Raw genomic sequence first — 23,125 nt, forward strand, 5'->3', positions numbered from 1 at the left:
AATGCACGATCGTTCATGCGAAACGCAGGAATCCAAAGGCCCTCAGGAAGTTCGATAACAAAAAGCCCCGGTGAAAACCGGGGCTTTTCTCTACTTCAGATCACTGTCGGATCAGGCACTTGGCTCTGGCTCTAGCCCGCCATCTTCATCCCCGCGCTTGCGCCCGCGTGTTTTTGGCACGGCGGCGACAGAAGGGGGGCCACTGGTTGGCGTATCTTCATCATCATCGCCACGATCCAGTGCCTCACCGCGCATCACACGGGCGATTTCCGGGCCGGTCAGTGTTTCGTATTCCAGCAAACCCTTCGCCAGGTTCTCCAACTCATCCCGGTGCTCGGTCAGAATTTTTTTGGCGGTTTCATATCCCTCATTGACCAGTTGACGCACTTTGTCATCGATCATTTTCTGAGTGATGCCGGAATGGTTTGACCCACCGCCATAGTTGCCCAAGTAACTTTGCTGTTCATTGGCGTAGTCTACATACCCCAACTCTTCGTCAAAGCCGAACTGCGTGACCATCGCGCGCGCAATCTTGGTGACCTGCTGAATGTCGCTTGCGGCCCCCGAAGTGACAGCATCTTCGCCAAACACCAGTTGCTCGGCCACGCGTCCGCCCATCGCCATGGCGATCTTGGATTTGTATTTGCGATAGCTGACAGACAACTGGTCGCGTTCCGGCAGGGACAAAACCAGCCCCAAAGCCCGCCCGCGCGGGATGATGGTTGCCTTGTGGATGGGGTCATGTTCGGGAACATGCAGCCCGACCACTGCGTGACCCGCTTCGTGATAAGCGGTCAGTTTCTTCTCATCCTCAGACATCACCATCGAGCGGCGTTCTGCGCCCATCATGACTTTGTCTTTGGCGCTCTCGAAATCATCCATCACTACAAAACGTCGGTTGGACCGCGCCGCCATAAGCGCTGCCTCATTGACGAGGTTGGCCAGATCGGCACCAGAGAACCCGGGTGTCCCGCGCGCGATGATGCGCAGGTCGACATTCGGGCCAAGCGGCACTTTGCGCGCATGCACGCCCAGAATACGCTCGCGCCCTTTGATGTCGGGATTGGGAACCTGAACCTGACGGTCGAAACGACCGGGGCGCAGCAGGGCAGGGTCAAGCACATCGGGGCGGTTGGTGGCCGCGACGATGATAATGCCCTCATTGGCCTCGAACCCGTCCATTTCAACCAGAAGCTGGTTCAATGTCTGCTCACGTTCGTCATTGCCGCCACCGTAGCCGACGCCACGTGAGCGACCGACTGCGTCAATCTCGTCGATGAAAACGATACAGGGTGCATTCTTCTTGGCCTGCTCGAACATGTCGCGCACGCGGCTTGCACCGACACCCACGAACATCTCGACAAAGTCAGAGCCAGAGATGGTGAAGAAGGGCACGCCTGCCTCACCTGCAATGGCGCGTGCAAGAAGCGTTTTACCCGTACCCGGAGGGCCGACCAGAAGCGCCCCTTTCGGGATCTTGCCGCCGAGGCGCGAGAATTTCTGCGGGTTGCGCAGAAATTCTACGATCTCTTCCAACTCGTCCTTGGCCTCGTCAATGCCAGCGACATCGTCAAAGGTGACGCGACCACTTTTCTCGGTCAGCAGTTTGGCTTTGGATTTGCCAAACCCCATTGCGCCGCCTTTGCCGCCACCTTGCATACGGTTCATGAAATAAATCCACACGCCGATAAGCAACAGGAATGGCAACCACAGCATCAGCGTGGACAAGAAGCCCGATTGCTGCTGCGGGCGTGCCTCAACAGGGATACCGGCATCCAGCAAGCGCTGTGTCAGGCCTGTATCATCGGGGCGAACTGTCGAATACTGTTGCCCATCACTGCCAACAAAGACGATGCGTTCACCGTCAATGGTGACGCGGCTGACTTCACTGGCGTCAACGCGGTCAATGAATTCAGAATAATTGACACTTCGTGCCGCGGATGAGTTCTGCCCTGTGCTGAACATGTTGAAGAGCATGATCATCAGCAGAAACAGCACGATCCAGAAAGCAAAATTCCGTGCGTTACCCACGGGCGTCTCCTCTTGTCATCTGTGCCTGGCGCGGGTGCACCATAGCTTCCGTTTATACATAGCAATTATAGCCGCGCGATCAATGCGAATACCGCCCGCTGGGCAAAGACTCACGCGGTTCTCGTACGCAAATGCGCCATTCGGGCGCAAATCCTGCCAATGGCGCGGCAATCAGCCGCGTGCCATCCCATACCGCCGGACTGGCCACAAGCGAGGCGCGCGGCAAACGCCAGCCCGTGCGATCATTGCAATGCTGCAATCCGGCCTCGCCCAATGGGCCGATGCTCAGATGCGGTGCCGTGTGCTGGTCGTCTGGCCGCAGCACTTGCCATCGCCTATCCCACCATTCGCCCAGCGGCGCGCGCAGGTCGCGCACAGCGTTTGCTTCGCGGGTGATCCGCAGGTCGCGCGCGCCACGTGTGATCAGGCATCCGTGCACCGTGGCAGAGGCGCAGGTCATCGCCTTGCGCAGGGCAGACAGACGCGGGCGATAGGCGTTGGACGAGATTTCGCACACAGCGCGCGCGAGCAGCCGATACCGCGTGTCTTGGGGCAGGGCGTCCAGGCGGGCTGTGTCAAACACGAAATCGCCATGCTCGAAGCGGCAGATGTCATGCGCGGCATTTGCCGCCGCCGCGTCCAGCACTGTGCGCGCATCGGCCATGCGCGCGGCGGTCTCCGACAGGCGTGCGCGGGTCAGACCCATTGACGCCAGTGTGTCGAGGGCTTGGCGCGCCTTGATCCGGTCGAAACCTGTGTCATCATTGCTTGGATCATCGACCCATGCGATCTGACTTGCGCGCAGCCAGTCGCGCAACTCTCTGCGTGTGAAGTCGAGTAACGGACGTAGCCAGTGCAGGCCATCGGCCATTTGTGCCGGGGCCATCGCCGCCAGCCCATCCACCCCTGACCCGCGCGCCAGACGCATCAGAAAGGTTTCGGCCTGATCGTCTTGCGTATGGCCCAGAAGCACGCCCTGAAGCCCCTCGCCCTGCGCCCAATCTGTCAGCAAGTGGCGTCGGGCGTTGCGCGCGGCATCTTGCAAATTACCGCGTCTGTCCCAGCCCTGCCAATGCAGCGTTGTATGCTTTAGCCCCAAAGCCTGTGCAGCTTGGGCAACAAACTGTGCCTCATCGCCCGCTTCCGGGCGCAGGCCGTGATTGACTGTCGCAACATGCAATTCAGCCCCGCACCACTGATGCGCCAGATGCATCAGCGCCATTGAATCGCCGCCCCCCGATACCGCAATCCCCAGCCTAGTGGGCCGCTCGGGTGCCAAGTGGCCCATGGCCTGCGCGAAGCGCGCCGTCAAATCGCTGTTACCCGCGATCAAGGACACTCCAGCCGCGCGCGTGCGTCGCTGGCCTCGGTCGCTTGTGGGCTTGATGCGAAGCGGTCAAGCAATTCATCAAACATGACGCAGGCTTCCTCGCGTTGCTCCAACCGGCCAAGGCTTTCGCCCAAGGCAAGCAGGGCACGCGGCGCATCGGCCCCGTCGGAATCCGCCAGATAGAGATTGAGATAGGCCCGTGCCGCGTCAGGTTCGGACCCGCGCGCGCGGTGCATGTCGCCCAACAACATGCTGGCGTCCGCACCTAGCGGGCTGCCGGGATAGAATTCAAGAAACTGCTGCAAAGCCTCTGCTGCGGCATCATAGTCGCCACTCTCGGCCAAATCGCGGGCGGAGTCGAAGGCTGTCCGCTCGCTTGCGGCAAGCTCTGGCGCGTCGCTGTCGCCAACGGCGGTGGTTTCGCCGCGATCAAGCGGGCGCGGGGTTGCCAGTTCTGTGGTGTCGCCACCTTCCAGCTCGGTCATGCGAAATTCAAGATCACCCAGTCGGTTAGAGGCCTCGTCGATTGTGCGCCGGATGCGGAACTCCAACTCTTCGGTGCGGCCGGTCAAGCGCGCAAGTTCCTCGCGGATGCGCTCGACCCGGTCGATCAATGCGCCGTCGAAACCGGGTTGCTCTGCTGCTGACCCAGAGGACAACTCGCGCGCCAGATCCGCGACCACACTGCTCAGCGCAGTCAACTCCGCGCGCAAATCAGCCACGGTTTCGGCTTGCGCCGGGGCCAGTGCTGGCCCCGACACAAGTATTGCAAATGCAATGGTGCGGATCAGGCGCATGGGCTTAGCTTGTCCGTGCGCCGGACACTGCCGTCACGGAGCGGCGGTTCACATCCCAGCAGCGCTGTGCGGCACAAGCTTCGACCGGGCGTTCCTTGCCGTAGCTGACAGTCCGCAGACGGTTTGCGCTGATACCTTGGCTGACCAGATACTGCATCACGGCATTGGCGCGACGTTCGCCCAAGGCGACGTTATATTCGCGCGTGCCACGCTCATCGGCATGGCCTTCGATCACGATTGTATATTGTGGGTTCGATGTCAGCCAGCGCGCCTGCCCGTTAAGGGTCGAGCGTGCCTCCTCATTCAGGCTGGAGCTGTCCACTGTAAAGAACACGCGGTCACCGATGCGCTGCTGGAAATGCGCGATGGAGTTGGGGTCATTCGGATCGCCCAGATTGCCGGTCTGAATGCCGCCATCATTGAAGCCGCCGCCGTTTCCGCCAAAGCCATCAGCGCCACCGCCACCGAATGTGCCGCCGCCGCGCGGGTTGTTACAGGCCGCAAGCGCAAGCGTTGCGAGTACGAGGAGTATTTTTGACGTCAAAGTCATGAATTTGATCCCTCAGAAGGTTTGTGTTTGTTTGTTGAAGTCACGGTAGAAGGGGGCCCCAGGCCGGGTCAGATGCAGGCCCTGGTGTTGGAACGCGGCGCAGGTTGCGCCCCGAAATATCGACCGAGAACAGTGCCGGGTCCCCGCCTTGCGCCTCTCGCGTGAATTTCACCACGCGGCCATTTGGTGACCATGTCGGGCCTTCGTCAAGAAACGAGGCCGTGAGCAGGCGTTCTTCGCTACCATTTGTGCGCATGACCCCGATGTGAAAACGCCCCGCATTTGACTTGGTAAAGGCGATCATATCGCCGCGTGGCGACCAGACAGGGGTGGAATAGCGGCCCTGACCGAAGCTGATGCGCCGCGCTTCGCCACCATTGGCGGGCATCACATAAATCTGGCTGGTGCCGGAGCGGTCGGATTCAAATGTGATCTGCCGTCCATCGGGCGAAAAGCTGGGGGCTGTCGCAATCGAGGGCGACGAGGTGAGCTGTTGGATTTGACCAGACCCGATTTCCAACCGGTAAAGGTCCGTATTGCCGCCCCGTGCCGCCGAAAACACCAGTGAGCGCCCGTCAGGTGAAAAGCGCGGCGAAAAGGTCATCGCGCCGGGAATATCCCCGACAAGCTGACGCTGCCCTGTTTGGGTGTTCATCAGCGCGATGCGCGGGGTTCCCGTCTCGTATGTTGTGTAGATGATCTGCTCGCCGGTTGCCGACATGCGCGGCCCAAGCACCAAGGCGCGACCATCTGTCAGGTATTGCATATTCTCGCCATCCTGATCCATGATCGCCAGCCGCTTGGTGCGGTTCCCGCGAGAGCCGGATTCCGAGATAAACACCACGCGGCTGTCAAAATACCCGCTTTCACCAGTGATCCGGCTATACACGGCATCCGAGACTTTATGCGCCATGCGCCGCCAGTTCTCAGTGCTGCCGCCAAATTGCAGACCTTCACCGATTTGCTGGCCTGACAGCACATCGAACAGGCGGAACTTTACGTTCATGCGGTTGCCCGACACGGACACAGCGCCGGTAATCAGCGCCTGCGTATTGATCGCGCGCCAGTCCGAGTAGTTGACACTGGCATCAAAGCTGGAAATGCGCCCAAGATGGGCCGAGCGCGGAATTTCCCGAAACAGCCCCGTATTCGTAAGGTTGGCCGAGACAACGCGCGCCAGAGATTCGGAATACTGGCTGCCAGCGCTGTTCTCTGGCACGAAAGCGGGCATCGCAAAGGGCATCGGCTCGATCACGCCTTCGGTGATCTGCAAACGCAATGGCTGTGCCTGTGCAGGCAGGGCAGCGACAAAAGCCGCCAGCCAAACCAGAACAAGTGCGGGCAGGAAATGGAAAAGCCGGGTCATCTGAGCCTCATCCCTTCGGGGTTGAACGTGATTTCTATATCGCGCCAAGCGTCGTATTTGTCAGCAGGTAGTCCATAGCCATCACCTTCGCAGCGTATAATCGCACGGCGCGCGGCGTCAAATGCCTGTTGTATCGCAGTCTCGGTCCCACCAGAGGCAGAGACGATCCTGATAGAGCCTTGTTCATGCCGCGCAGATGGCGTCATCGAGAAGCCGACCGTCACTGTGACTTGCTGCGCGTCGGTCGAGAGAACGCCGATATTCCAGCATTGCTGAATGGCAAGACGCAAGCCATCGGCTTCGGATGAACTCAGCCCGCCGCTGGCTGGCGCAGATGTCTGGGTCTGCTGATCGGCCATGGCCGCAGCAAGCGCTTCGGCGATGGCATCTGACGGGGCCGCCTGCGGTTCCGGCTCTGGGGTCGGTTCTGGAGTTGGCTCCGGTGTCGGTGTGGGTGTTGGAGTGGGTTGTGGCGGGGTGGGGGCTTCGGTCGTTTGCGTTGGCGCCTCTGTGGCGGGGGGCGGAGTGGGGCGATCTGGCCGCATACGCGGGCGCGAGCTGATGGTGGGTGCCATCGCAGCGCGTTCCGTGGTGCCGTCTTCGGTTTCGGTCGCCTCGGTCACGATTTCGGTCGTTGCCTCTGGCGGTGCAGTCTCGGCCTGTTCCTGCTCTGGCTCCGGGGTGTCGGCCTCTGCATCGGGTTGCGCGGCAGGTTGGGCGGCAATATCAGACTGCGCGCCCTCGGGGGGGGCATCGCTCGGGGTCGGGGCCACACGGTCGACAGGACGGGGGCGCGGGCGCTGGCTGACTCCCGGCGCAGGCTGCGGCGAGAAGATTACCCCGGTCGAGGGCGCAGAGGGTTCTGGCTCTGGCTCCGGCTCTGGTGCGGGCTGTGGCGCAGGCTCCTCAACGGGTTGGGGTGGCTCTGGCGCAACAGGGTCCGGCGCGCGGATTTCGGGTTCGGGTTCAGGTTCGGGGGCGGGTGCTTGCGGGGCAGAAGGCTCCGGCTCTGGTTCGGGTTCCGGTGCAGGCTGGGGGGCCGGTGCCGCCTCGGGGCGCGGCCCGCTGAGTGCCGCGAAATCTTCGCTCGAAATCAGCGAGACATCCGTTGCAGGGACCGCCGCACTGCTGTCAGGCGCCTGAAAGATGTCGAAGACCATCACCCAGACAATCAGACCAATATGCGCAACACCCGAGACTTTCTGCCCCGTGTCCATGCTATTCCATATGTCTCTTGCGCCTGCCATTTGCTACTGCTGGCCTTTACACCAGATGCACTCAGTTGCCCGCGCCGTCGAAGCGCGGGCCGCCTTGCTCGGTCACCAGACCGATATTGTTGAAGCCACCCGAATTCAGCGCTCCCATCACCTGCACAACGCGCTCATACGGAATTGTTCCGTCGGCACGCAGGAAAACCTTGTTGTCGCGCCGCTCGGCGGCCACCGCGCGAAGCTGTGGAATAAGATCACTCGGGTCAATCTCGGTAGACATGATCAGTACTGTTCCATCTGCGGTCAGGGTAATCGAAAGGGGCTCTTCCTGTTCGGCAGGCAATGCGCCTGCTGAGGTGCGCGGCAATTCCACCGGCACGCCCACAGTCAGCATGGGCGCTGCCACCATGAAGATGATCAGAAGCACCAGCATCACATCGACAAAGGGCGTAACGTTGATCTCGGACATGCGCGCAGCCCCGCCGCGCCGCCTGCGCCGACCCGTCCCTCCGCCCTTTTTGGCAAATTGAGCACCCATGGGTCAGGCCGCATCCAACTGGCGCGACAGGATCGTGTTGAACTCATCCGCGAAGCCCTCATAGCCCGAGATGATCGCATCGCTGTCATCGGTCAGCTTGTTATAGAAGATAGTGGCGGGAATGGCTGCCAGCAGGCCAAGCCCTGTCGCCAGAAGCGCCTCGGCAATGCCGGGGGCAACAACGGCCAGATTGGTGGATTGCGCCAGCGCAATTTCTTCAAATGCGTGCTTGATCCCCCAGACCGTACCAAAAAGCCCGACAAAGGGCGAAGCAGACCCGACCGACGCCAGAAAGGTCAGCCCCCCTGTCAGCAACCGCGTCTCTTTGGTGATGGCCACATCCATCGAACGGTCGATCCGTGCCACTGCACCGGGTATCAGCCGCCCATCAGCGCGGTGCGAGCGCCGCCATTCGGTCATGCCCGCCGCGAAGACCCGTTGAGGGGACGTCGCAGGCGCAGGCCCGATCTGGTCATACAGCTCATCCAGCGGCTCTCCCGACCAGAAAGCCGCATCAAAATCTTCAGCCTCATTGCGCGCGCGCCGGTAGAGAATGTGCTTCTGGATGATGATGGCCCAAGACCAGAAAGAAGCAATGATCAGGCTGATCATCACCAATTGCACTGTGATGGTTGCTCGCGCAAAAAGAGCCAGCAGTGAGAAATCAATCTCCTGCGCCGCTGTCAGGGTGGTCTGGTCCATGAATCTGCTCGCGTTAGATGTGCCGCTCTTAGGGCGGCTTTGACGCAGACCATACAACAAGACAAGCGCAACACCAACACAAGCGCGTTATACTTTGGGTTTATGAGGAGTGTTTTCGCCGATTTTTTCGATCAAAGCGTCGGGCAGGGGCTGAGGGCGGCCTGTATCGCCCAGACAGACCAGTGTGACCTCGGCCAGAAACAACATTTTGTCCCCGCGCAAGACGCTTTGACGCAACACCAGTCGCGCACCGGAATGGCGCATATATGCGGTCGTAATATCCAGCAGATCATCGAAATGGGCAGGGGCAAGATAATCTGCCACCACACGGCGCACAGCAAAGACACCTGCGCCTTGCGCCTTCATCGCGGCCTGATCCAGACCAAGGCTGCGCACCCACTCGCTGCGCCCGCGTTCGATGAATTTCAGGTAGTTGGCATAATAGACGATCCCTGCAAGGTCTGTGTCCTCGTAATAGACGCGGATCGGGTGGGAATGGGTCATGATGCGGCCTTCGTGCTGGGGGCCAATATGTAGATTGGCTGTCGTGTAGGTGCAATCTATCGGGGGGCGCTGGCTTGTTCCATCCCGGTTACAACTTACCTGCTGACCCAACAGGTTTGTAACAGGAGGTCCGAAATGGCCGAAAGAAAGACACTCTTTATCACAGGCGCATCCAGCGGGATCGGGGAGGCCACCGCGCGCGCGGCGGTCGCCGCAGGCTGGAATGTGGGGCTGATGGCGCGCAGTGCCGACAAGCTGGACCAGCTTGTGCAAGAGCTTGGGTCAGCCAGTCTGGCTGTGGCGGGCGACGCCACGGACCTTGTAGCGCAGGAAGATGCGATTGCGCGTGTTGCAGCACATTATGGCGGGCTTGATGCGGCCTTTGCCAATGCTGGCATGGGCGTCGAGACACCGGGCACTGAAGCGGGCGACCCGGAAGAGTGGCGGCGGATGATTGATCTGAACATCATGGCACTGCTCTACACGACGCGCGCCGCCTTGCCCGAATTGCGCAAGACGAAGGGTCAGCTTGTTTTGACAGGATCGGTCGCGGGCAAGGTGCATATCGCGGGGTCGATCTATGGCGCGACGAAATGGTTTGTGCATGGCTATGCAGGCAATATGGCGCAGGAAATGCGCGAATGGGGCGGGCGCTGCACCCTGATCGCGCCGGGCATGGTCGACACGCCCTTTTTCTCAGAGCCGAAGCCCGAGAAATTGCAAGCAGAAGACATAGCGAACGCTGTGGTCTTCGCGTTGTCGCAGCCCCCGCGCGCCGCAATCCCCGAGATCGTGGTCATGCCGATGGGCTAGGTGAGGTAAATTGGGTCTTTCAGCGACACCAAAGTAAACTGCAACGGGGTCTGAGCCGGTCATGGATGCAGCGACGTGGCCGGCTCAGAATTGTGGTTTCGTCATTGCTAGGGTGTTGCAATAGCTTAACCATTAATCGGCCTTTGCTTATTTGTTCAGTCCCGGCATCTGTTGGGCCGGTCCGCCAAGCCCATCATGCCGCTGAAAGCCAGAAGCGGACCACTGGAAAGGTGCAGGGGCGCGCACGCCCCTGCGATAGCATGAGCTTCAGACGCTCAGGCAGATATACTTCATCTCAAGGTAATCATCGGTCCCGTGACTGGACCCTTCGCGCCCTAAACCCGATTGCTTGACGCCACCAAAGGGCGCCACCTCGGTCGAGATGATGCCTGTGTTGACGCCGACAATGCCGTATTCCAGCGCTTCTTGCACGCGGGTGATGCGGCCAATGTCGCGGGCATAGAAATAGGCCGCCAGTCCAAAGATCGTATCATTGGCGTAGCCAATGACCTGTTCTTCCGTGTCGAATTTGAACAGCGGCGCAAGCGGGCCGAAGGTTTCTTCCTGCGCCACTTTCATTTTCTGGGTGACGCCCGTTACAATTGTCGGCTCGAAAAATGTGCCGCCATTGCCATGTCTGCGCCCACCGGTCAGCACTTTGCCGCCATGGGCGACGATGTCGCTGATATGGTCTTCGACCTTGGTCACCGCCTCTTCGTTGATCAAGGGGCCAAGTTCGCTGTCATCGCTCAGGCCATCACCGACGCGCAATTTCTCGACCGCAGTTTTCAGTTTCTCGGCAAAGGCGTCATATACGCCTGCCTGCACATAAATGCGGTTGGCACATACGCAGGTCTGGCCGTTATTGCGATATTTCGACATCAGCGTACCTTGTACGGCTGCGTCCAGATCCGCGTCGTCAAAGACAATGAACGGCGCGTTGCCGCCCAACTCCATCGAGCATTTCATCACCTGATCTGCCGATTGGCGCAGCAGGATGCGGCCCACTTCTGTGCTGCCTGTAAATGTCAGTTTGCGCACGATCGGGTTTTCGCAGAACTCTTTGCCGATATCTGACGCGCGGCTTGACGGGATGACCGACAGCACGCCCTTGGGCACGCCTGCGCGTTCGGCCAAAACAGCCATGGCCAGCGCAGAGAGCGGCGTCTCGGCGGCAGGGCGCGCGACAAAACCGCAGCCGACAGCCAGCGCCGGGGCCACTTTGCGCGCGATCATTGCATTGGGAAAGTTCCACGGCGTGATCGAGGCCGCAACCCCGATGGGCTGGCGGATCACAGTGATACGCTTGTCAGGTTGGTGACCGGGGATGGTTTCACCATATACGCGCTTGGCTTCTTCGGCGAACCACTCGACGAAGCTGGCGCCATAGGCAATCTCGCCGCGCGCTTCTGCCAGTGGTTTGCCCATCTCGGCGGTCAGGATCAGGGCCAGATCCTCTTGATTTGCCATCATCAGATCAAACCACTTGCGCAGGATGTTTGCGCGTTCCTTGCCTGTGCGCGCAGCCCATGCGTGGCGCGCATTCTCCGCAGCATCAATGGCCCGCGCAGTCTCGGCCCGGCCCAGATCCGCCACTTGCGCGATCAAATCGCCGCGCGCAGGGTTGCGTACCTCGAATGTTGCGCCGTCATCGGCATTGACCCACTCACCGCCCACAAAGGCGCGCATTTCCAGCAAAGTGGGGTCCGACAAAAGCGATTTCAGGTCCGTTGATTGGTGGTCAAGCATAGGTGCTCCTTGGTTGTTTCAGTGTCTGCGCGGTGTGGTGCACAGAGCCATGTGTTGGGGCATGAGGAAGACATGTGCATCACGCGCCAATTCTTCTACCCCTGCGTACCGGTTTTTGCAGGGCATGTCACGAGGGCGGATATCCGGTGCACCCTTCAAGCAGATCTTAACTTCTTGCTGCCAATCTGCAATCCAATGACATGACAGGTGAAAGGGCGCGATATGCCTGCCGATGACGTGGGTGCAGACACTGCTTCTGACACACAGCGGTTCTACGCTGATCTGGTGATGCACCATTCCTCTGATGCGGTCATAATTTCGGACCCGCAGCGCAAGGCGCTTTGGGTTAATCCTGCTTTCACGTCGCAAACTGGCTATGCAATCGACGATATAACAGGGCGCGATCCGGGCACTGTGCTGCAAGGCCGTGATACGGACGCCGAAACCGGTGCCCAGATAGACGTCGCGTGCCGACAACGCCATGAAATCCGTGTCGATATTCTAAACTACACCAAAAGCGGTGCCGCCTTCTGGGTCGATTTGAAAGTGACCCCAGTCTATGACGCAACAGGGCGGCACACGCATTTCATCTCGACCATGCGCGACATTACCGAACGCAAGATGCTTGAGGATCAGAACGAAGAGATGCGCCATGCCGAGGCGTTGCGCCAATCCGAGCGGCAGTTATTGGCGCTGACCAGCGAGTGGCTGTATTCCTCGAAATCCTTTGATGAATTGCTGATGGTGATAAAACGCGCGATGCACACCCTCATCCCCGAGGCAGATGGTGCATTATACATTTACGATGCCCCTCGCACGGTTCTGGAACTGGCGATCTCTTGGGGCACGCTGCCTGCCTTTGCCACGCATATCCTGCCGGATGACTGTTGGGCGCTGCGGCGTGGCCGCGCATATGCTTACGGGCTGAAACCTATCGAGTTTGTGTGCGATCATGTCGACAAGCCCGGTATGCCTTATTTCTGCCTGCCGGTTGTCGCGCATGGCGAGACGATCGGCCTGATGCATATTGTCTTCGACGGGTTTGAGGAGGGGGGGCTTATGCGCCATATGCGCAACGAGGTGTTGCGCAACCGCTGGGACATCTCCTTGATCTGTGCCGAGCAGATCAGCCTTGCCGTGGCCAATGTCCGTTTGCGTCAGGAATTGCATGACAAATCAGTCCGCGACCCGCTGACCGGGCTTTGGAACCGCCGGTGGTTCATGGAGCATGCATTGCGCGAATTGACCATGGCCCAACGTGATGCGCGCGATCTTGCCCTGATCTCGGTCGATGTCGATCACTTTAAGCAATTCAATGACAGGTTCGGCCATGAAACCGGCGATATGGTCCTGAAAGAGGTGGGGCATGTCCTGACCCGTGATGCGGGTGACAATGTTGCCCCATGCAGGCTGGGCGGGGAAGAATTTATCCTGCTTTGCGTCGATCATGATGAAGGGGCCGCATACGAACAGGCCGAACGCGTGCGCGTCGCAATATCCAAGATTGCATTGACTGTATCGGGCCAACCACTTCCCGCCATTACCGTGTCGGCAGGTTTGGGCGTGCTTGGGCGTGACGGAACCGCGCTGGAAGACATCATGAAGGCCGCCGATCTTGCCCTCTACCGTGCCAAGGCCGAAGGCCGCAACCGCGTTATAGAACGCTTATCTCCGGAAGTGACCATCGGAGCCAGCTGACCGCGTGGCGCGCAACCAACGCTGCGTTTCGGGACACGCACAAGGAACAGGCATCCGCCCTATGAGGTGCGGTTTTGAACTGACCTATCCCTCGCAGCACCACCCGCTATAAATTGACTTCGTTTTCAATTGCTCCTATCAGCAGCCTTGTCGGCAAGGTTGGTCGACGCAACGAAACGGCACAAAAATGGACGGCGGTTCCAGTTGGGCGCTCCCGCAGCGTTTGACACATAAGACAAGACAAAAGCAGCGCGAGGCGCGAGCCGCTGGTCGAGGATAGCCTCGACAGGTGTGCCCCTCGTGCCAAGGCATTAGGGGTTGGCCATGACTAAACAGACAACGCTCAGTGATATTCGCTTCGACCCCGAATTTGACGCCGGTGGCATTGATGCCGGATTCATCGCAGTCGAAGTCGCGCGCCTGTTGCATGAAGGGCAAGAAGGCGCGATTCGCGAGTTTCTGGAAAGTCAGGAACTTGCCGATGTTGCCGCCCTGATTGACGAATTGGATGACGGTGATGATCTGGGCGTGCTGCGGCTTTTGCCTTTGCATGATCAGGCCGAAATGCTGGGCTATCTGCGCCCGCGCGCGCAGGTGGATCTGGCAACGCGCATCCCGCGCCGTGAACTGGTGGCGCTCATGACCGCCATGAGCCATGACGAACGCGCCGATCTGTTCAAACAACTGGATGAAGAAGCGCAGGAGGCAATCCTGCCCGCCTTGTCCAAGGCCGAGCGCGAGGATCTCCGCCGCCTTGCCGCCTATGAAGAATGGACTGTGGGGTCTGTCATGACCTCCGATTATGCAGTGCTGAACCCTGACATGACCACCAGTCAGGCGATCGAGGCGTTGCGCGCGCAAGCGATCGAGGCTGAGACGATTTACGATTCATACATCGTGAATGAATCCCGCGCCCTGATTGGTGTTATCAGCCTGCGCGATTTGTTGACCGCGCGACCCCGTCAACGCGTCGGAGAGATTATGGATACCGAACCCGTCTGGGTGCGCGCGGATGATGAACAAGAAGAAGCCGCGCGCCTTGTGGCCCGCTATGACTTGCTCGCCTTGCCGGTGTTGGACAATAATGACCGCCTTGTCGGGATCGTTACGGCTGATGACGCGATGGATGTCACCGAAGAAGAGGTGACAGAGGATTTCTACAAAAGCTCGATCGTGCAGCCGCTGGAAATGTCCGTGGCCGATGCCTCGATTGCGCTGCTGTACCGCGCGCGCATTTTCTGGCTCGTGCTTCTGGTATTTGGCAATATCTTTTCTGGGGCGGGTATCGCCTATTTCGAAGATACAATTGCCGCGCATCTGTCGCTTCTGTTCTTCCTGCCGCTGTTGATCGCCTCGGGCGGCAATGCGGGCACGCAATCGGCTACATTGATGGTCCGCGCCCTTGCAACAGGCGATGTGCGGCCTGCCGATTTCGGGCGCTTGCTAACACGCGAGGTGGTCATCGCACTTGCACTGGGCCTGACAATGGCCTTGGCGGTGTCGATGATCGGGGTCTGGCGGGGTGGCCCGGAGATTGCGCTGGTCGTTGCCCTGGCAATGGTCACAATCGTGCTGATGGGGGCGTTGATTGGCATGTGCCTGCCTTTCATCTTTGCCAAGATCAACCGTGACCCAGCTGCCGCTTCGGGGCCTTTGGTGACATCGATTGCCGATGTGCTGGGGGTACTCATTTATTTCACCATCGCGGCGCGGTTGCTGGAACTCTGATCGGCTTGCATTCCCATGAGGGATTGGCTAACTGAGGCCCTCACTCGCAGGCGGCACAAGAGGCACGGCATGGATGATATCGCGGAACTGCGCGGCAAGTTTCTGGACCAGATTGCCAGTGTCGCAGATATCGAGGCACTGGAATCTGTCCGTCTGGCCGCATTGGGCAAGAAGGGCGAGATAAGCCTGAAAATGCGCGAGCTTGGCCAGATGGATGCCGAGCAGCGCCAACGCGTCGGCCCCGCCCTGAACGGCGTGAAAGCCGAAATTGATGCGGCCCTCAAGGCCCGCCGGGCAGGGCTGGAAGATGCCGTGCTCGATGCGCGACTTCAGGCAGAATGGCTGGACGTCACGCTGCCGGGCCGCCCGCGCGCTGCGGGCACGATCCATCCGATCAGTCAGGTGATGGATGAACTGACGGCAATCTTTGCCGATATGGGGTTCGCTGTCGCCGAAGGCCCGCAAATCGAATCCGACTGGTATAATTTCGACGCGCTGAACATCGCACCCGAACACCCCGCGCGGCAGGAACATGATACGTTCTTCATGCACCGCAGCGCCGGTGACAACCGCCCTCCCCATGTGCTGCGCACCCATACCAGCCCGGTGCAGATCCGCGCCATGCAAAACCAGGGCGCTCCGATCCGTGTCATCGCACCGGGCCGTGTTTACCGCATGGACATGGACCAGACCCATACACCCATGTTCCATCAGGTCGAAGGGCTGGCGATTGACCGCGACATTTCGATGGCGCAGCTCAAATGGACACTGGAAGAATTCTGCCGCGCCTTTTTCGAGGTGGATGAGGTCGAGTTGCGCTTCCGCGCGTCTCATTTCCCCTTCACCGAACCCTCCGCCGAGGTGGATATCCGCTGTTCATGGGAGGGGGGGCAGTTGAAGATTGGCGAAGGCAAGGACTGGCTTGAAATCTTGGGCTCGGGCATGGTGCATCCAAAGGTGCTGCAAGCCGGTGGCATCGATCCTGACAAATGGCAGGGCTTTGCCTTTGGCATGGGCATCGACCGGATCGCAATGCTGAAATACGGCATTCCCGATTTGCGCGCCTTTTTCGAATCCGACCTGCGCTGGCTGCGCCATTATGGCTTTGCGGCACTTGATCAACCGGCCCTTGCTGCGGGCCTCAGCCGCTGATCCAGCCGTCATTTTCTTGCTAAAAATACTCACGGGGATTTTCAAGGGGGGCGTGCCCCCCTTGAAGCAGGTGGTTTGGAGGGCGGCAGCCCTTCAAGTCTGGTCAACTGCCGCTGTCTCCAGATATGAAAAAAGCCCCCAAAAATGGGCTAGGCGATTCACACATTTCTGAGTTTCCATCCGTGTGAGACGGATTTGAAGTATTGTAGGCCATGTCGGAATGTAATTGGACCTGGCGGTTTGGATTTTGGGTAGCCGTCCCATCCGCCGAGCTTGGCGATGATCCACGCGGCCCAGGCAAGTGTTTCCGGCGGGTGAGGGTTTTTCTGGAGCGCGGTCTTGCCTTCGAGTTCGGGCAGGAGAGCATGAAGGGTCTGGATTTCGGAGGATGAGAAGGCGATTTTGGCGTCTTGCCCGGACTTGCCATCGCGCGCCTGAACGAGTTGCATGATGGTGCAGGCCGCGCGGGCGGCAATCGCGGTCAGCTTGATCAACCGCTCGGCATTTTCCAGTTGGCTGTCCTCCAGTTGCAACCCCTGTTGCTTCAGGGTGCGGAAGAATTGTTCGATATGCCAGCGTTGCCGGTACCAGCTTACCGCGCGCCAGGCCATGTCCGCATCCTCGACCTTGTGAGTGGTCAAAAGCCGCCATGAGATGGGCTCGGCGCCCGGTGGCGCATTCACCTCGCTGACTTCGATCAGGCTGACCTCCACCGTCTCGGCCAGCCCCGGCTGTCTGGCCAGATTGGCAGGACGCTTGATCGTAACGGGGCCAAATCGGGCCTCAAGTCTGGCGGTGCGCGCATCGCCACTTGTGCCGTACCTGCCAATTTCAGCGGGGCAGAGGACAGCTTGCCGCCACCTTCCAGGATTGAGCGATCCGTCATGGCACGGGTCAGGATGTGAAAGCCCGGCTCCGGCAATCGTGCCCATTTCTCATAGATATCGCTCTCGCGATCGCCGATTTCAGTCACCATATGCGCCTGGGCCAGAACTGTCTTGGCAGCCTCTGCCGTGCTCAGCCACCGATGCGATTCCTTCTCGGACAGGGGGCGGGCCCGGTGGGGAACACTTACGCGGCCATCGCGTGTCCATATCCGGCCCGCGGCCAAACCCAGAATGCCACCCGTCTCGGCATCCACACCCAGCATCGCGTGGAGCAAAACACCGCGCCCAGACCCCTTGCCGATTGCACCCAGTCCGCGACTGCGCTCTTTGGTTGTCGAGAAATTGAAGTCGCTGCTGTCCTGAATCGCAAGAATATGCCGCCCCGCGCAGGCTTGCGAAAGCTCCGCTCCCCAGCCTTCAATCACCGCCTCAGCCGTCACGCGCGGATTGGCCAGAAAGCGCGAAAATCCGACAATCCCACTGCGGCGGCCACCCGCCAGACGCCGAAGACAGGTGCTCGTGCGCGCCACCATTGCTGCGAGCAGCAGACCCCCCTTTTTGCCAGGCGTTCGTCTCCGAAATCACCCAGCCTCCAGCCTTCCGAAGTCACCACAGACGCCCTCCCACTTTAGGTAGAGCGATCGAATCATGCGCAACAAAAACGGTCAAGTGCCGAAAACCGGAGCGCACAGCCAAAGATGTGTGCATCCCTTAGCAAAAATGGGGGCTTTTTTTATCATAAGGGTTCGCGCTTAGCAGCTGTAATACATCGCGTATTCCACAGGGTGCGGTGTATGCTCATAGGCATAAACTTCTTCCCATTTCAGATCGATATAGGCCATGATCTGGTCTTTGGTGAACACGTCGCCAGCCAGCAAGAAGTCGTGATCTGCGGCCAGAGAGTCCAGCGCTTCACGCAGGCTTGCGCAGACAGTGGGGATGCCTTCCAACTCTTCGGGTGGCAGATCATACAGATCCTTGTCCGAAGCGGGGCCGGGGTCGATCTTGTTCTTGATCCCGTCAAGGCCTGCCATCAGCAGTGCCGAGAACGCCAGATAAGGGTTGGCTGCGGGGTCAGGGAAACGGGCCTCGACGCGCTTGGCCTTGGGGCTTTCTGTCCAAGGGATGCGAATGCAGCCAGAACGGTTGCGGGCCGAATAGGCGCGCAGCACCGGTGCTTCAAAGCCGGGGATCAGGCGCTTGTAGCTGTTAGTCGACGGGTTGGTAAAGGCATTCAGCGTCTTTGCGTGCTTCAGAATGCCGCCGATGAACCACAGCGCTTCCTGGCTCAGATCGGCATATTTATCGCCTGCAAACAGTGGCTTGCCATCTTTCCAGATCGACATGTTGACATGCATGCCGGTGCCGTTGTCACCCTTGACAGGTTTGGGCATGAAGGTTGCGGTCTTGCCATATGCGTCTGCAACGTTGCGGATGACATATTTGTATTTCATGATCTCGTCTGCCTGCTTGGTCAGCGAGCTGAAGATCAGGCCAAGTTCATGCTGCGCGGACGCCACCTCAGTATGGTGCTTGTCCACTTTCATGCCCATGTCTTTCATGGTCGACAACATTTCCGAGCGCATGTCCTGATTGGCGTCAATCGGGTTCATGGCGAAGTAGTGACCCTTGACACCAGGGCGGTGGCCCGTGTTGCCCGTGTCGTAATCGGTATCAGTGTTCCAAGCGGCTTCTTCGGCATCAACCTCGAAGCTGACTTTGTTGATCTTGTCGCTGAATTTAACGCTGTCAAAGACAAAGAATTCAGCTTCTGGCCCGAAATAGGACACATCGCCGATCCCGGTCGATTTCAGATAAGCTTCGGCTTTCTCTGCCGTGCCGCGCGGGTCGCGCTCGTATGGCTCATTCGTGTCTGGCTCGACAATCGAGGCGTGAATGGCAAGCGTTTTCTCTGCGTAGAACGGGTCAATATAGACCGAGTCCAGATCGAAAACCAGTTTCATATCAGATGCTTCAATCCCTTTCCAACCCGGAACGGAAGAGCCGTCAAACATAAAGCCTTCTTCAAGAAAATCCTCATCGACCAGATCATTGATGATCGTCACATGCAGCATACGGCCACGTGGATCGACAAAACGGATGTCCAGATAGGCGACATCTTCGTCTGTCATTAGCTTGAGAACGTCAGCTGAACTCATGTCCTTTTCCCTTTTGGTTTTGAAACAGTGCTTTCAGGGCAGGTGTCGCCCTGGAATTTTCGATGATTACAGAGCGTCGTCGCCGCTTTCGCCTGTGCGAATACGGATGGCTTGCTCTACGGTCGAGACAAAGATCTTGCCATCGCCAATCTTGTCAGTGCGCGCAGCAGCAACGATGGCTTCGATGGCGTCGTCAACCTGTTCATCAGGCAACACGACTTCGACCTTCACCTTGGGCAAGAAATCGACAACATATTCAGCGCCGCGATACAATTCAGTGTGACCCTTCTGCCGACCAAAGCCCTTGACTTCGATGACAGACAATCCCTGAACGCCAATATCTTGCAGCGCCTCTTTTACCTCATCCAGCTTGAAAGGCTTGATGATGGCCTCGATCTTCTTCATGCCCTCGCTCCTGCATTACTGCCGACTGCGTCGCCGGTCTGAAGCGTTCAGATCATTTTCAGCTTGGGGCCACAATCTGATAGGGTGTCTGTCAGTGGCCCTGCGCCGGGTAAAACGTCAAATAGCATAAAAAAGGTGCAAAAAGTATAAAAAATAAGCGAAAAGAAAACTGCGAGTAATCTGAAATGACTGAAATCCTGTCATCTGCACAAATGCGCGCCATTGAAGCGGCGCAGATCGAGTCGGGGGCCGTGTCGGGACTGGAATTGATGGAGCGCGCAGGGCGGGGCGTGGTCGATTCCCTGCGCGCGCATTGGCCGGATTCGCCCTTGCGTGCTGTCATTTTGTGCGGACCGGGCAATAACGGTGGTGATGGCTATGTCGTTGCACGGATGCTTACAGAGTTGGGCTGGAAGGTCAGGCTTTGGGCCCCGATTGCGCCGACAACGCCAGATGCCGTCGCCAATGCACAGCGTTGGGCAGCCCTTGGGCGCACCGAGGCAGAGCTTGACCCAGCCTGCCTGTCAGGCAGTCTTGTGGTTGATGCGTTATTTGGTACTGGCCTGACGCGCCCTGTCGGCGCACAGTTCTGGAAGGCGCTTGAGTTTGCGCAGCAGGCCAAAGCACCGATTGTCGCCATAGATATCTTGTCAGGAATATGTGCTGATACCGGACAGATCCGGTCCGAGGGGGGGTATCTGTCGCGCGGCGCTGATCTGACGATTACATTTCAGGCCGCGAAACTTGGCCATGTGCTGTTGCCGGGCGGGGCGATGACAGGCGCCTTGCGTATTGTGGATATCGGGTTGGAGGAGCCGCTGGGCGACTTGTGTCGCGGCCCCTCTGGCGCACATGTCGCCCATGCTGTTGCGCGGCCACCTGTCGCGCAATTGGCCAAGCAGTCCGGGCACAAGTTCGATTACGGTCATGCACTCGTGCTGTCTGGGGGTGTCGGGCGCGGGGGGGGCGCACGGTTGGCCGCGCGCGCGGCGTTGCGCATCGGGGCAGGGCTGGTGACCCTGTGCTGCCCGCCCGCCGCATTGATCGAGAATGCTGCGCGGCTGGACGCGGTTATGCTGCGCCGCGTTGCGGATGCCGGGGCGTTGGTGCGTGCGTTGGATGACCCGCGGGTCACTGCGCTGTGCATCGGGCCGGGTTTGGGCCTTGGCGCGCGCGAGAGTGCCCTTGTTGCTGCGGCCTTGCACAGCAAGCGGCCCATCGTGCTGGATGCCGACGCATTGACATTGATCGCACAAGATCGCGGCTTGCGGGCCTTGGTCCATGAGGCGTGCGTGCTGACCCCTCATGCAGGCGAATTTGCCCGCCTGTGGCCCGAACTTGGCCATACGTCACTCTCAAAGCTTGATGCAACCCTGCGCGCGGCAGAAGACATTGGCGGTGTTGTGCTGTTAAAGGGGGCGGACACAGTGATTGCGCGCCCTGATGGGTTTCCCAAGATTCATGCAGCCCTGCGCGAACGTGCAGTCCCGTGGCTGGCGACTGCTGGCGCTGGCGATGTGTTGGCAGGTCTGATCACAGGCTTGCTGGCGCGCGGCATCCCCCCGAGTGAGGCCGCGTCTATCGGCACTTGGCTTCATGCCGAGGCGGCTTGCCTGTTTGGGCCAGGTCTTGTGGCAGATGATCTGCCCGACATTGTGCCCGACGTGCTGAGGCGGCTAGGCGCGTGAGCCGCTGATAAGTGTCGTCATGCCATCTGCGGTAATGATGGTGTCATGCTCAAAACCCAACTCATACAGAGTGGCAGGGGTGTCTGCATTGTGCAGATTGACGCCATCAACCAGCCGCGATGCAGGGCTGAGCGCCGGTGCCGAGAATAGAATTTCCGTGCGCCAGTCACAGACACCCAGCCTTTGGCCAGCGCCGACCACCAGCGCGCGGTCCATCCGGCCCGGCGCAAGCCCCAGCCCAAAGGCAGAGGGTTCGACGCGTATAACCTCGTTGGCTGTGGCGTGATGTGTCCGTATGCTGCGCAATTCCACCATGCGGTTGCGCGTATCCAGCAGCAAATCCCCCGCCATCAGCCGTTCAACAGGGCGCAGGCCGATAATCGTGCGCACGATGGTGCCGCCAGCAAAGCCTTGCACCCCCGCACCTGTTAGGTCGCGCTGGACCTTGGGCTGTTTTTTCAGGGGCGGGGCAAGTGAAATACTGTCTGCAAACATGGCTCGAATCTCCTTGAACATACCTTGCCGCAGAAATGTAACGACAAGGTAAATACGCGTGAATTTCTTTACTGTTTCCTTATTCTGGATAATGCTGGGCAAATTTGGTGAAATCAGGGCAGAAATGTGCGTATAAATCGACACGCCCACCGCGTTTTTCCGCTCGCATCCGGGTACAGCATTTGCTAGTCAGCGCTCAGATGCGGGTGTGGCGAAATTGGCAGACGCACCAGATTTAGGTTCTGGCGCCGCAAGGCGTGGGGGTTCAAGTCCCTCCACCCGCACCATATTGAAAACAATAGATTTTATTCTAGGGGTTTTTGTTGTCGACGCTCCGCTTGGGTAAAGCTTCGTATTTTCACGAATCGTTTCGGGTTCGTTCCTGTGTGCCGATAAGCATATCGGGGCCAAGATATTGATCTTTGCGAAGCAATGGCGCAGCTCTAACGCGTTCAAACCTAGTTGACTGTCCAATTGAGGTTTAGCCTTGTGCCGCGCATCGGGCAGGCTGCCGTCGTCCGGTTCCCTGTAGGTCAATCTTTGTTTGGGTGGCAGGCCTTCCAGGCTGATATTTCCTGATCTTGGCCGTGCCTTGAGATGCGACGTGTCTGCGGATAAGCTGAAAGCCTCAAAGGAGTAAATGGGTCTGTGCAGGAATGTAATAAAATCAATGCAATAATGGATATTCTTAAGGCCGATGGGGGGCTCCGTTGTGATGGCCCGGAGCGCGTAGCTCCGGGCCATTTGGGAAATGCCGGTATGTTACCCGGCTGAACCGTCGGATTGCGCCATGATGCGGGCGATGAAATCGGCCTGAGCCAACGGTAGGATGACACGGCCCTCGGCGTCGACATCCGCTGTGCCGCTGTAGGTGACACGATCTGCGGTGGTTTCGAGGGCTGGATCAAGGTTGATCGACAACTCTGCCGCGCCACGCGCGTCCTGGCTCGCGGTCTCTGCCTGACCTAGGATTTGGCCATCGGCACTCAGCACCGCTGCTGCTTGGCCACTCGCCATCGCTTCTGTGACTGCATTGATTGCTGCGGCTGTGCCAGAGTCGACCGTAGCTGTCATTGTCGGGGTATCAGGTGTTCCGACATCTGCTTCAGCGCCCACATTTGCACTGGTGCTGGACTCAATATCCAGCCCGGTTGAGGCTTCTGGCGCAGCGGATGTGCTCGTGTCAGCCGACACGCCAACATCCGCGCCTACCTCGGCGCCCAAGCCCTGCGCAGCGGCTGTGCCCGCGATGAAAGTGCAGATTGCGGTTGTTGCCATGAATTTGGACAAGGTTGTCATTTGCGGCTCTCCTTCTCTAGTTT

Annotated in this window: 21 protein-coding genes and 1 tRNA gene; 6 read left to right on the plus strand and 16 right to left on the minus strand. The window is 59.1% G+C overall.

Features of this window, described 5'->3' with window-relative positions; translation table 11 throughout:
- Window positions 1-111 precede the first annotated feature (111 nt).
- From ftsH to ybgC, 9 genes are all read right to left on the minus strand, one after another.
- Window positions 112-2,031, minus strand: a complete 1,920-nt coding sequence (ftsH, locus tag BD293_RS05975; protein ID WP_142080302.1) for an ATP-dependent zinc metalloprotease FtsH — start codon at window positions 2,029-2,031, stop codon at window positions 112-114.
- 79 nt (window positions 2,032-2,110) lie between these two features.
- Window positions 2,111-3,364: a tRNA lysidine(34) synthetase TilS gene (gene tilS / locus BD293_RS05980; protein WP_142080303.1), complete on the minus strand. Its 1,254-nt coding sequence runs from the start codon at window positions 3,362-3,364 to the stop codon at window positions 2,111-2,113.
- Window positions 3,361-4,158 carry a tetratricopeptide repeat protein gene (locus tag BD293_RS05985; protein ID WP_142080304.1) on the minus strand — a complete coding sequence of 266 codons (798 nt, stop codon included), beginning with the start codon at window positions 4,156-4,158 and terminating at the stop codon, window positions 3,361-3,363. The genes tilS and BD293_RS05985 overlap by 4 nt, the downstream gene beginning before the upstream one ends.
- A gap of 4 nt (window positions 4,159-4,162) precedes the next feature.
- Window positions 4,163-4,708, minus strand: a complete 546-nt coding sequence (pal, locus tag BD293_RS05990) for a peptidoglycan-associated lipoprotein Pal (protein WP_142080305.1) — start codon at window positions 4,706-4,708, stop codon at window positions 4,163-4,165.
- Between the two features lie 40 nt (window positions 4,709-4,748).
- On the minus strand, window positions 4,749-6,074 hold the full coding sequence (gene tolB / locus BD293_RS05995) for a Tol-Pal system beta propeller repeat protein TolB (protein WP_142080306.1): 1,326 nt from the start codon (window positions 6,072-6,074) through the stop codon (window positions 4,749-4,751).
- Complete coding sequence (locus BD293_RS06000) at window positions 6,071-7,291, minus strand: hypothetical protein (protein ID WP_142080307.1); 1,221 nt, start codon at window positions 7,289-7,291, stop codon at window positions 6,071-6,073. Before BD293_RS06000 ends, tolB begins: the two co-directional genes overlap by 4 nt.
- Window positions 7,292-7,352: 61 nt before the next feature.
- Entirely contained in the window at window positions 7,353-7,823 is a 471-nt protein-coding gene (tolR, locus tag BD293_RS06005) for a protein TolR (RefSeq protein WP_142080308.1), read from the minus strand.
- A gap of 3 nt (window positions 7,824-7,826) precedes the next feature.
- Window positions 7,827-8,525: a protein TolQ gene (gene tolQ, locus BD293_RS06010; protein WP_142080309.1), complete on the minus strand. Its 699-nt coding sequence runs from the start codon at window positions 8,523-8,525 to the stop codon at window positions 7,827-7,829.
- An 87-nt stretch (window positions 8,526-8,612) separates the two neighbouring features.
- Window positions 8,613-9,029 carry a tol-pal system-associated acyl-CoA thioesterase gene (ybgC, locus tag BD293_RS06015; protein ID WP_142080310.1) on the minus strand — a complete coding sequence of 139 codons (417 nt, stop codon included), beginning with the start codon at window positions 9,027-9,029 and terminating at the stop codon, window positions 8,613-8,615.
- A gap of 135 nt (window positions 9,030-9,164) precedes the next feature.
- On the opposite strand from ybgC, the gene BD293_RS06020 reads away from it, so the two are divergent.
- Window positions 9,165-9,842 (plus strand): SDR family oxidoreductase, encoded by a 678-nt coding sequence (locus tag BD293_RS06020; protein ID WP_142080311.1) that lies wholly within the window; start codon window positions 9,165-9,167, stop codon window positions 9,840-9,842.
- Between the two features lie 267 nt (window positions 9,843-10,109).
- Here BD293_RS06020 and BD293_RS06025 read toward each other — a convergent pair whose 3' ends face one another.
- Window positions 10,110-11,591 (minus strand): NAD-dependent succinate-semialdehyde dehydrogenase, encoded by a 1,482-nt coding sequence (locus BD293_RS06025; RefSeq protein ID WP_142080312.1) that lies wholly within the window; start codon window positions 11,589-11,591, stop codon window positions 10,110-10,112.
- 222 nt (window positions 11,592-11,813) lie between these two features.
- Here BD293_RS06025 and BD293_RS06030 point away from each other — a divergent pair, with 222 nt between their 5' ends.
- From BD293_RS06030 to pheS, 3 genes are all read left to right on the plus strand, one after another.
- A complete protein-coding gene (locus BD293_RS06030; RefSeq protein WP_142080313.1) occupies window positions 11,814-13,289 on the plus strand; it encodes a bifunctional diguanylate cyclase/phosphodiesterase in 1,476 nt (491 codons plus the stop codon).
- A gap of 324 nt (window positions 13,290-13,613) precedes the next feature.
- Window positions 13,614-15,017, plus strand: coding sequence for a magnesium transporter (mgtE, locus tag BD293_RS06035; RefSeq protein WP_142080314.1), 1,404 nt, complete (start codon window positions 13,614-13,616; stop codon window positions 15,015-15,017).
- Window positions 15,018-15,086: 69 nt separating this feature from the next.
- Entirely contained in the window at window positions 15,087-16,169 is a 1,083-nt protein-coding gene (gene pheS, locus BD293_RS06040; RefSeq protein ID WP_142080315.1) for a phenylalanine--tRNA ligase subunit alpha, read from the plus strand.
- Between the two features lie 158 nt (window positions 16,170-16,327).
- On the opposite strand, the gene BD293_RS22930 is transcribed toward pheS, so the two are convergent.
- From BD293_RS22930 to BD293_RS06055, 4 genes are all read right to left on the minus strand, one after another.
- Window positions 16,328-16,930 carry a transposase gene (locus tag BD293_RS22930; RefSeq protein WP_246086350.1) on the minus strand — a complete coding sequence of 201 codons (603 nt, stop codon included), beginning with the start codon at window positions 16,928-16,930 and terminating at the stop codon, window positions 16,328-16,330.
- A complete protein-coding gene (locus tag BD293_RS23055; RefSeq protein ID WP_246086230.1) occupies window positions 16,867-17,589 on the minus strand; it encodes a hypothetical protein in 723 nt (240 codons plus the stop codon). Before BD293_RS23055 ends, BD293_RS22930 begins: the two co-directional genes overlap by 64 nt.
- A gap of 219 nt (window positions 17,590-17,808) precedes the next feature.
- A complete protein-coding gene (glnA, locus tag BD293_RS06050) occupies window positions 17,809-19,215 on the minus strand; it encodes a type I glutamate--ammonia ligase (RefSeq protein ID WP_142080316.1) in 1,407 nt (468 codons plus the stop codon).
- Between the two features lie 66 nt (window positions 19,216-19,281).
- Window positions 19,282-19,620 (minus strand): P-II family nitrogen regulator, encoded by a 339-nt coding sequence (locus BD293_RS06055; RefSeq protein WP_142080317.1) that lies wholly within the window; start codon window positions 19,618-19,620, stop codon window positions 19,282-19,284.
- A 185-nt stretch (window positions 19,621-19,805) separates the two neighbouring features.
- Here BD293_RS06055 and BD293_RS06060 point away from each other — a divergent pair, with 185 nt between their 5' ends.
- Complete coding sequence (locus tag BD293_RS06060) at window positions 19,806-21,308, plus strand: NAD(P)H-hydrate dehydratase (RefSeq protein WP_142080318.1); 1,503 nt, start codon at window positions 19,806-19,808, stop codon at window positions 21,306-21,308.
- Here the strand turns inward: BD293_RS06060 and BD293_RS06065 are convergent.
- The gene (locus BD293_RS06065) at window positions 21,297-21,803 is read right to left on the minus strand and encodes a Hint domain-containing protein (RefSeq protein WP_170207072.1); all 507 of its coding nucleotides are present in this window, start codon (window positions 21,801-21,803) and stop codon (window positions 21,297-21,299) included. The two genes, BD293_RS06060 and BD293_RS06065, sit on opposite strands and share 12 nt — an antisense overlap.
- Window positions 21,804-22,005: 202 nt before the next feature.
- On the opposite strand from BD293_RS06065, the gene BD293_RS06070 reads away from it, so the two are divergent.
- Window positions 22,006-22,090 (plus strand) — tRNA-Leu (locus tag BD293_RS06070).
- 475 nt (window positions 22,091-22,565) lie between these two features.
- Here BD293_RS06070 and BD293_RS06075 read toward each other — a convergent pair.
- Window positions 22,566-23,102: a hypothetical protein gene (locus BD293_RS06075; RefSeq protein WP_142080320.1), complete on the minus strand. Its 537-nt coding sequence runs from the start codon at window positions 23,100-23,102 to the stop codon at window positions 22,566-22,568.
- Window positions 23,103-23,125 lie beyond the last annotated feature (23 nt).

Origin of the sequence: Roseinatronobacter monicus (assembly GCF_006716865.1) — a bacterium.
In the GTDB taxonomy this organism is placed as follows: Bacteria; Pseudomonadota; Alphaproteobacteria; order Rhodobacterales; family Rhodobacteraceae; genus Roseinatronobacter; species Roseinatronobacter monicus.

Excerpts from the sequence above, each read along its gene's own strand:
- glnA (WP_142080316.1), bottom strand. The coding sequence starts at position 19,215 with ATGAGTTCAGCTGACGTTCTCAAGCTAATGACAGACGAAGATGTCGCC.
- BD293_RS06060 (WP_142080318.1), top strand. The coding sequence starts at position 19,806 with ATGACTGAAATCCTGTCATCTGCACAAATGCGCGCCATTGAAGCGGCG.
- pal (WP_142080305.1), bottom strand. The coding sequence starts at position 4,708 with ATGACTTTGACGTCAAAAATACTCCTCGTACTCGCAACGCTTGCGCTT.
- BD293_RS06000 (WP_142080307.1), bottom strand. The coding sequence starts at position 7,291 with ATGGACACGGGGCAGAAAGTCTCGGGTGTTGCGCATATTGGTCTGATT.
- BD293_RS05985 (WP_142080304.1), bottom strand. The coding sequence starts at position 4,158 with ATGCGCCTGATCCGCACCATTGCATTTGCAATACTTGTGTCGGGGCCA.
- BD293_RS06025 (WP_142080312.1), bottom strand. The coding sequence starts at position 11,591 with ATGCTTGACCACCAATCAACGGACCTGAAATCGCTTTTGTCGGACCCC.
- BD293_RS06020 (WP_142080311.1), top strand. The coding sequence starts at position 9,165 with ATGGCCGAAAGAAAGACACTCTTTATCACAGGCGCATCCAGCGGGATC.
- BD293_RS06075 (WP_142080320.1), bottom strand. The coding sequence starts at position 23,102 with ATGACAACCTTGTCCAAATTCATGGCAACAACCGCAATCTGCACTTTC.
- BD293_RS06030 (WP_142080313.1), top strand. The coding sequence starts at position 11,814 with ATGCCTGCCGATGACGTGGGTGCAGACACTGCTTCTGACACACAGCGG.
- mgtE (WP_142080314.1), top strand. The coding sequence starts at position 13,614 with ATGACTAAACAGACAACGCTCAGTGATATTCGCTTCGACCCCGAATTT.
- BD293_RS06065 (WP_170207072.1), bottom strand. The coding sequence starts at position 21,803 with ATGTTTGCAGACAGTATTTCACTTGCCCCGCCCCTGAAAAAACAGCCC.
- tolR (WP_142080308.1), bottom strand. The coding sequence starts at position 7,823 with ATGGGTGCTCAATTTGCCAAAAAGGGCGGAGGGACGGGTCGGCGCAGG.
- BD293_RS06055 (WP_142080317.1), bottom strand. The coding sequence starts at position 19,620 with ATGAAGAAGATCGAGGCCATCATCAAGCCTTTCAAGCTGGATGAGGTA.
- tolB (WP_142080306.1), bottom strand. The coding sequence starts at position 6,074 with ATGACCCGGCTTTTCCATTTCCTGCCCGCACTTGTTCTGGTTTGGCTG.
- ybgC (WP_142080310.1), bottom strand. The coding sequence starts at position 9,029 with ATGACCCATTCCCACCCGATCCGCGTCTATTACGAGGACACAGACCTT.
- tolQ (WP_142080309.1), bottom strand. The coding sequence starts at position 8,525 with ATGGACCAGACCACCCTGACAGCGGCGCAGGAGATTGATTTCTCACTG.
- BD293_RS23055 (WP_246086230.1), bottom strand. The coding sequence starts at position 17,589 with ATGGTGGCGCGCACGAGCACCTGTCTTCGGCGTCTGGCGGGTGGCCGC.
- pheS (WP_142080315.1), top strand. The coding sequence starts at position 15,087 with ATGGATGATATCGCGGAACTGCGCGGCAAGTTTCTGGACCAGATTGCC.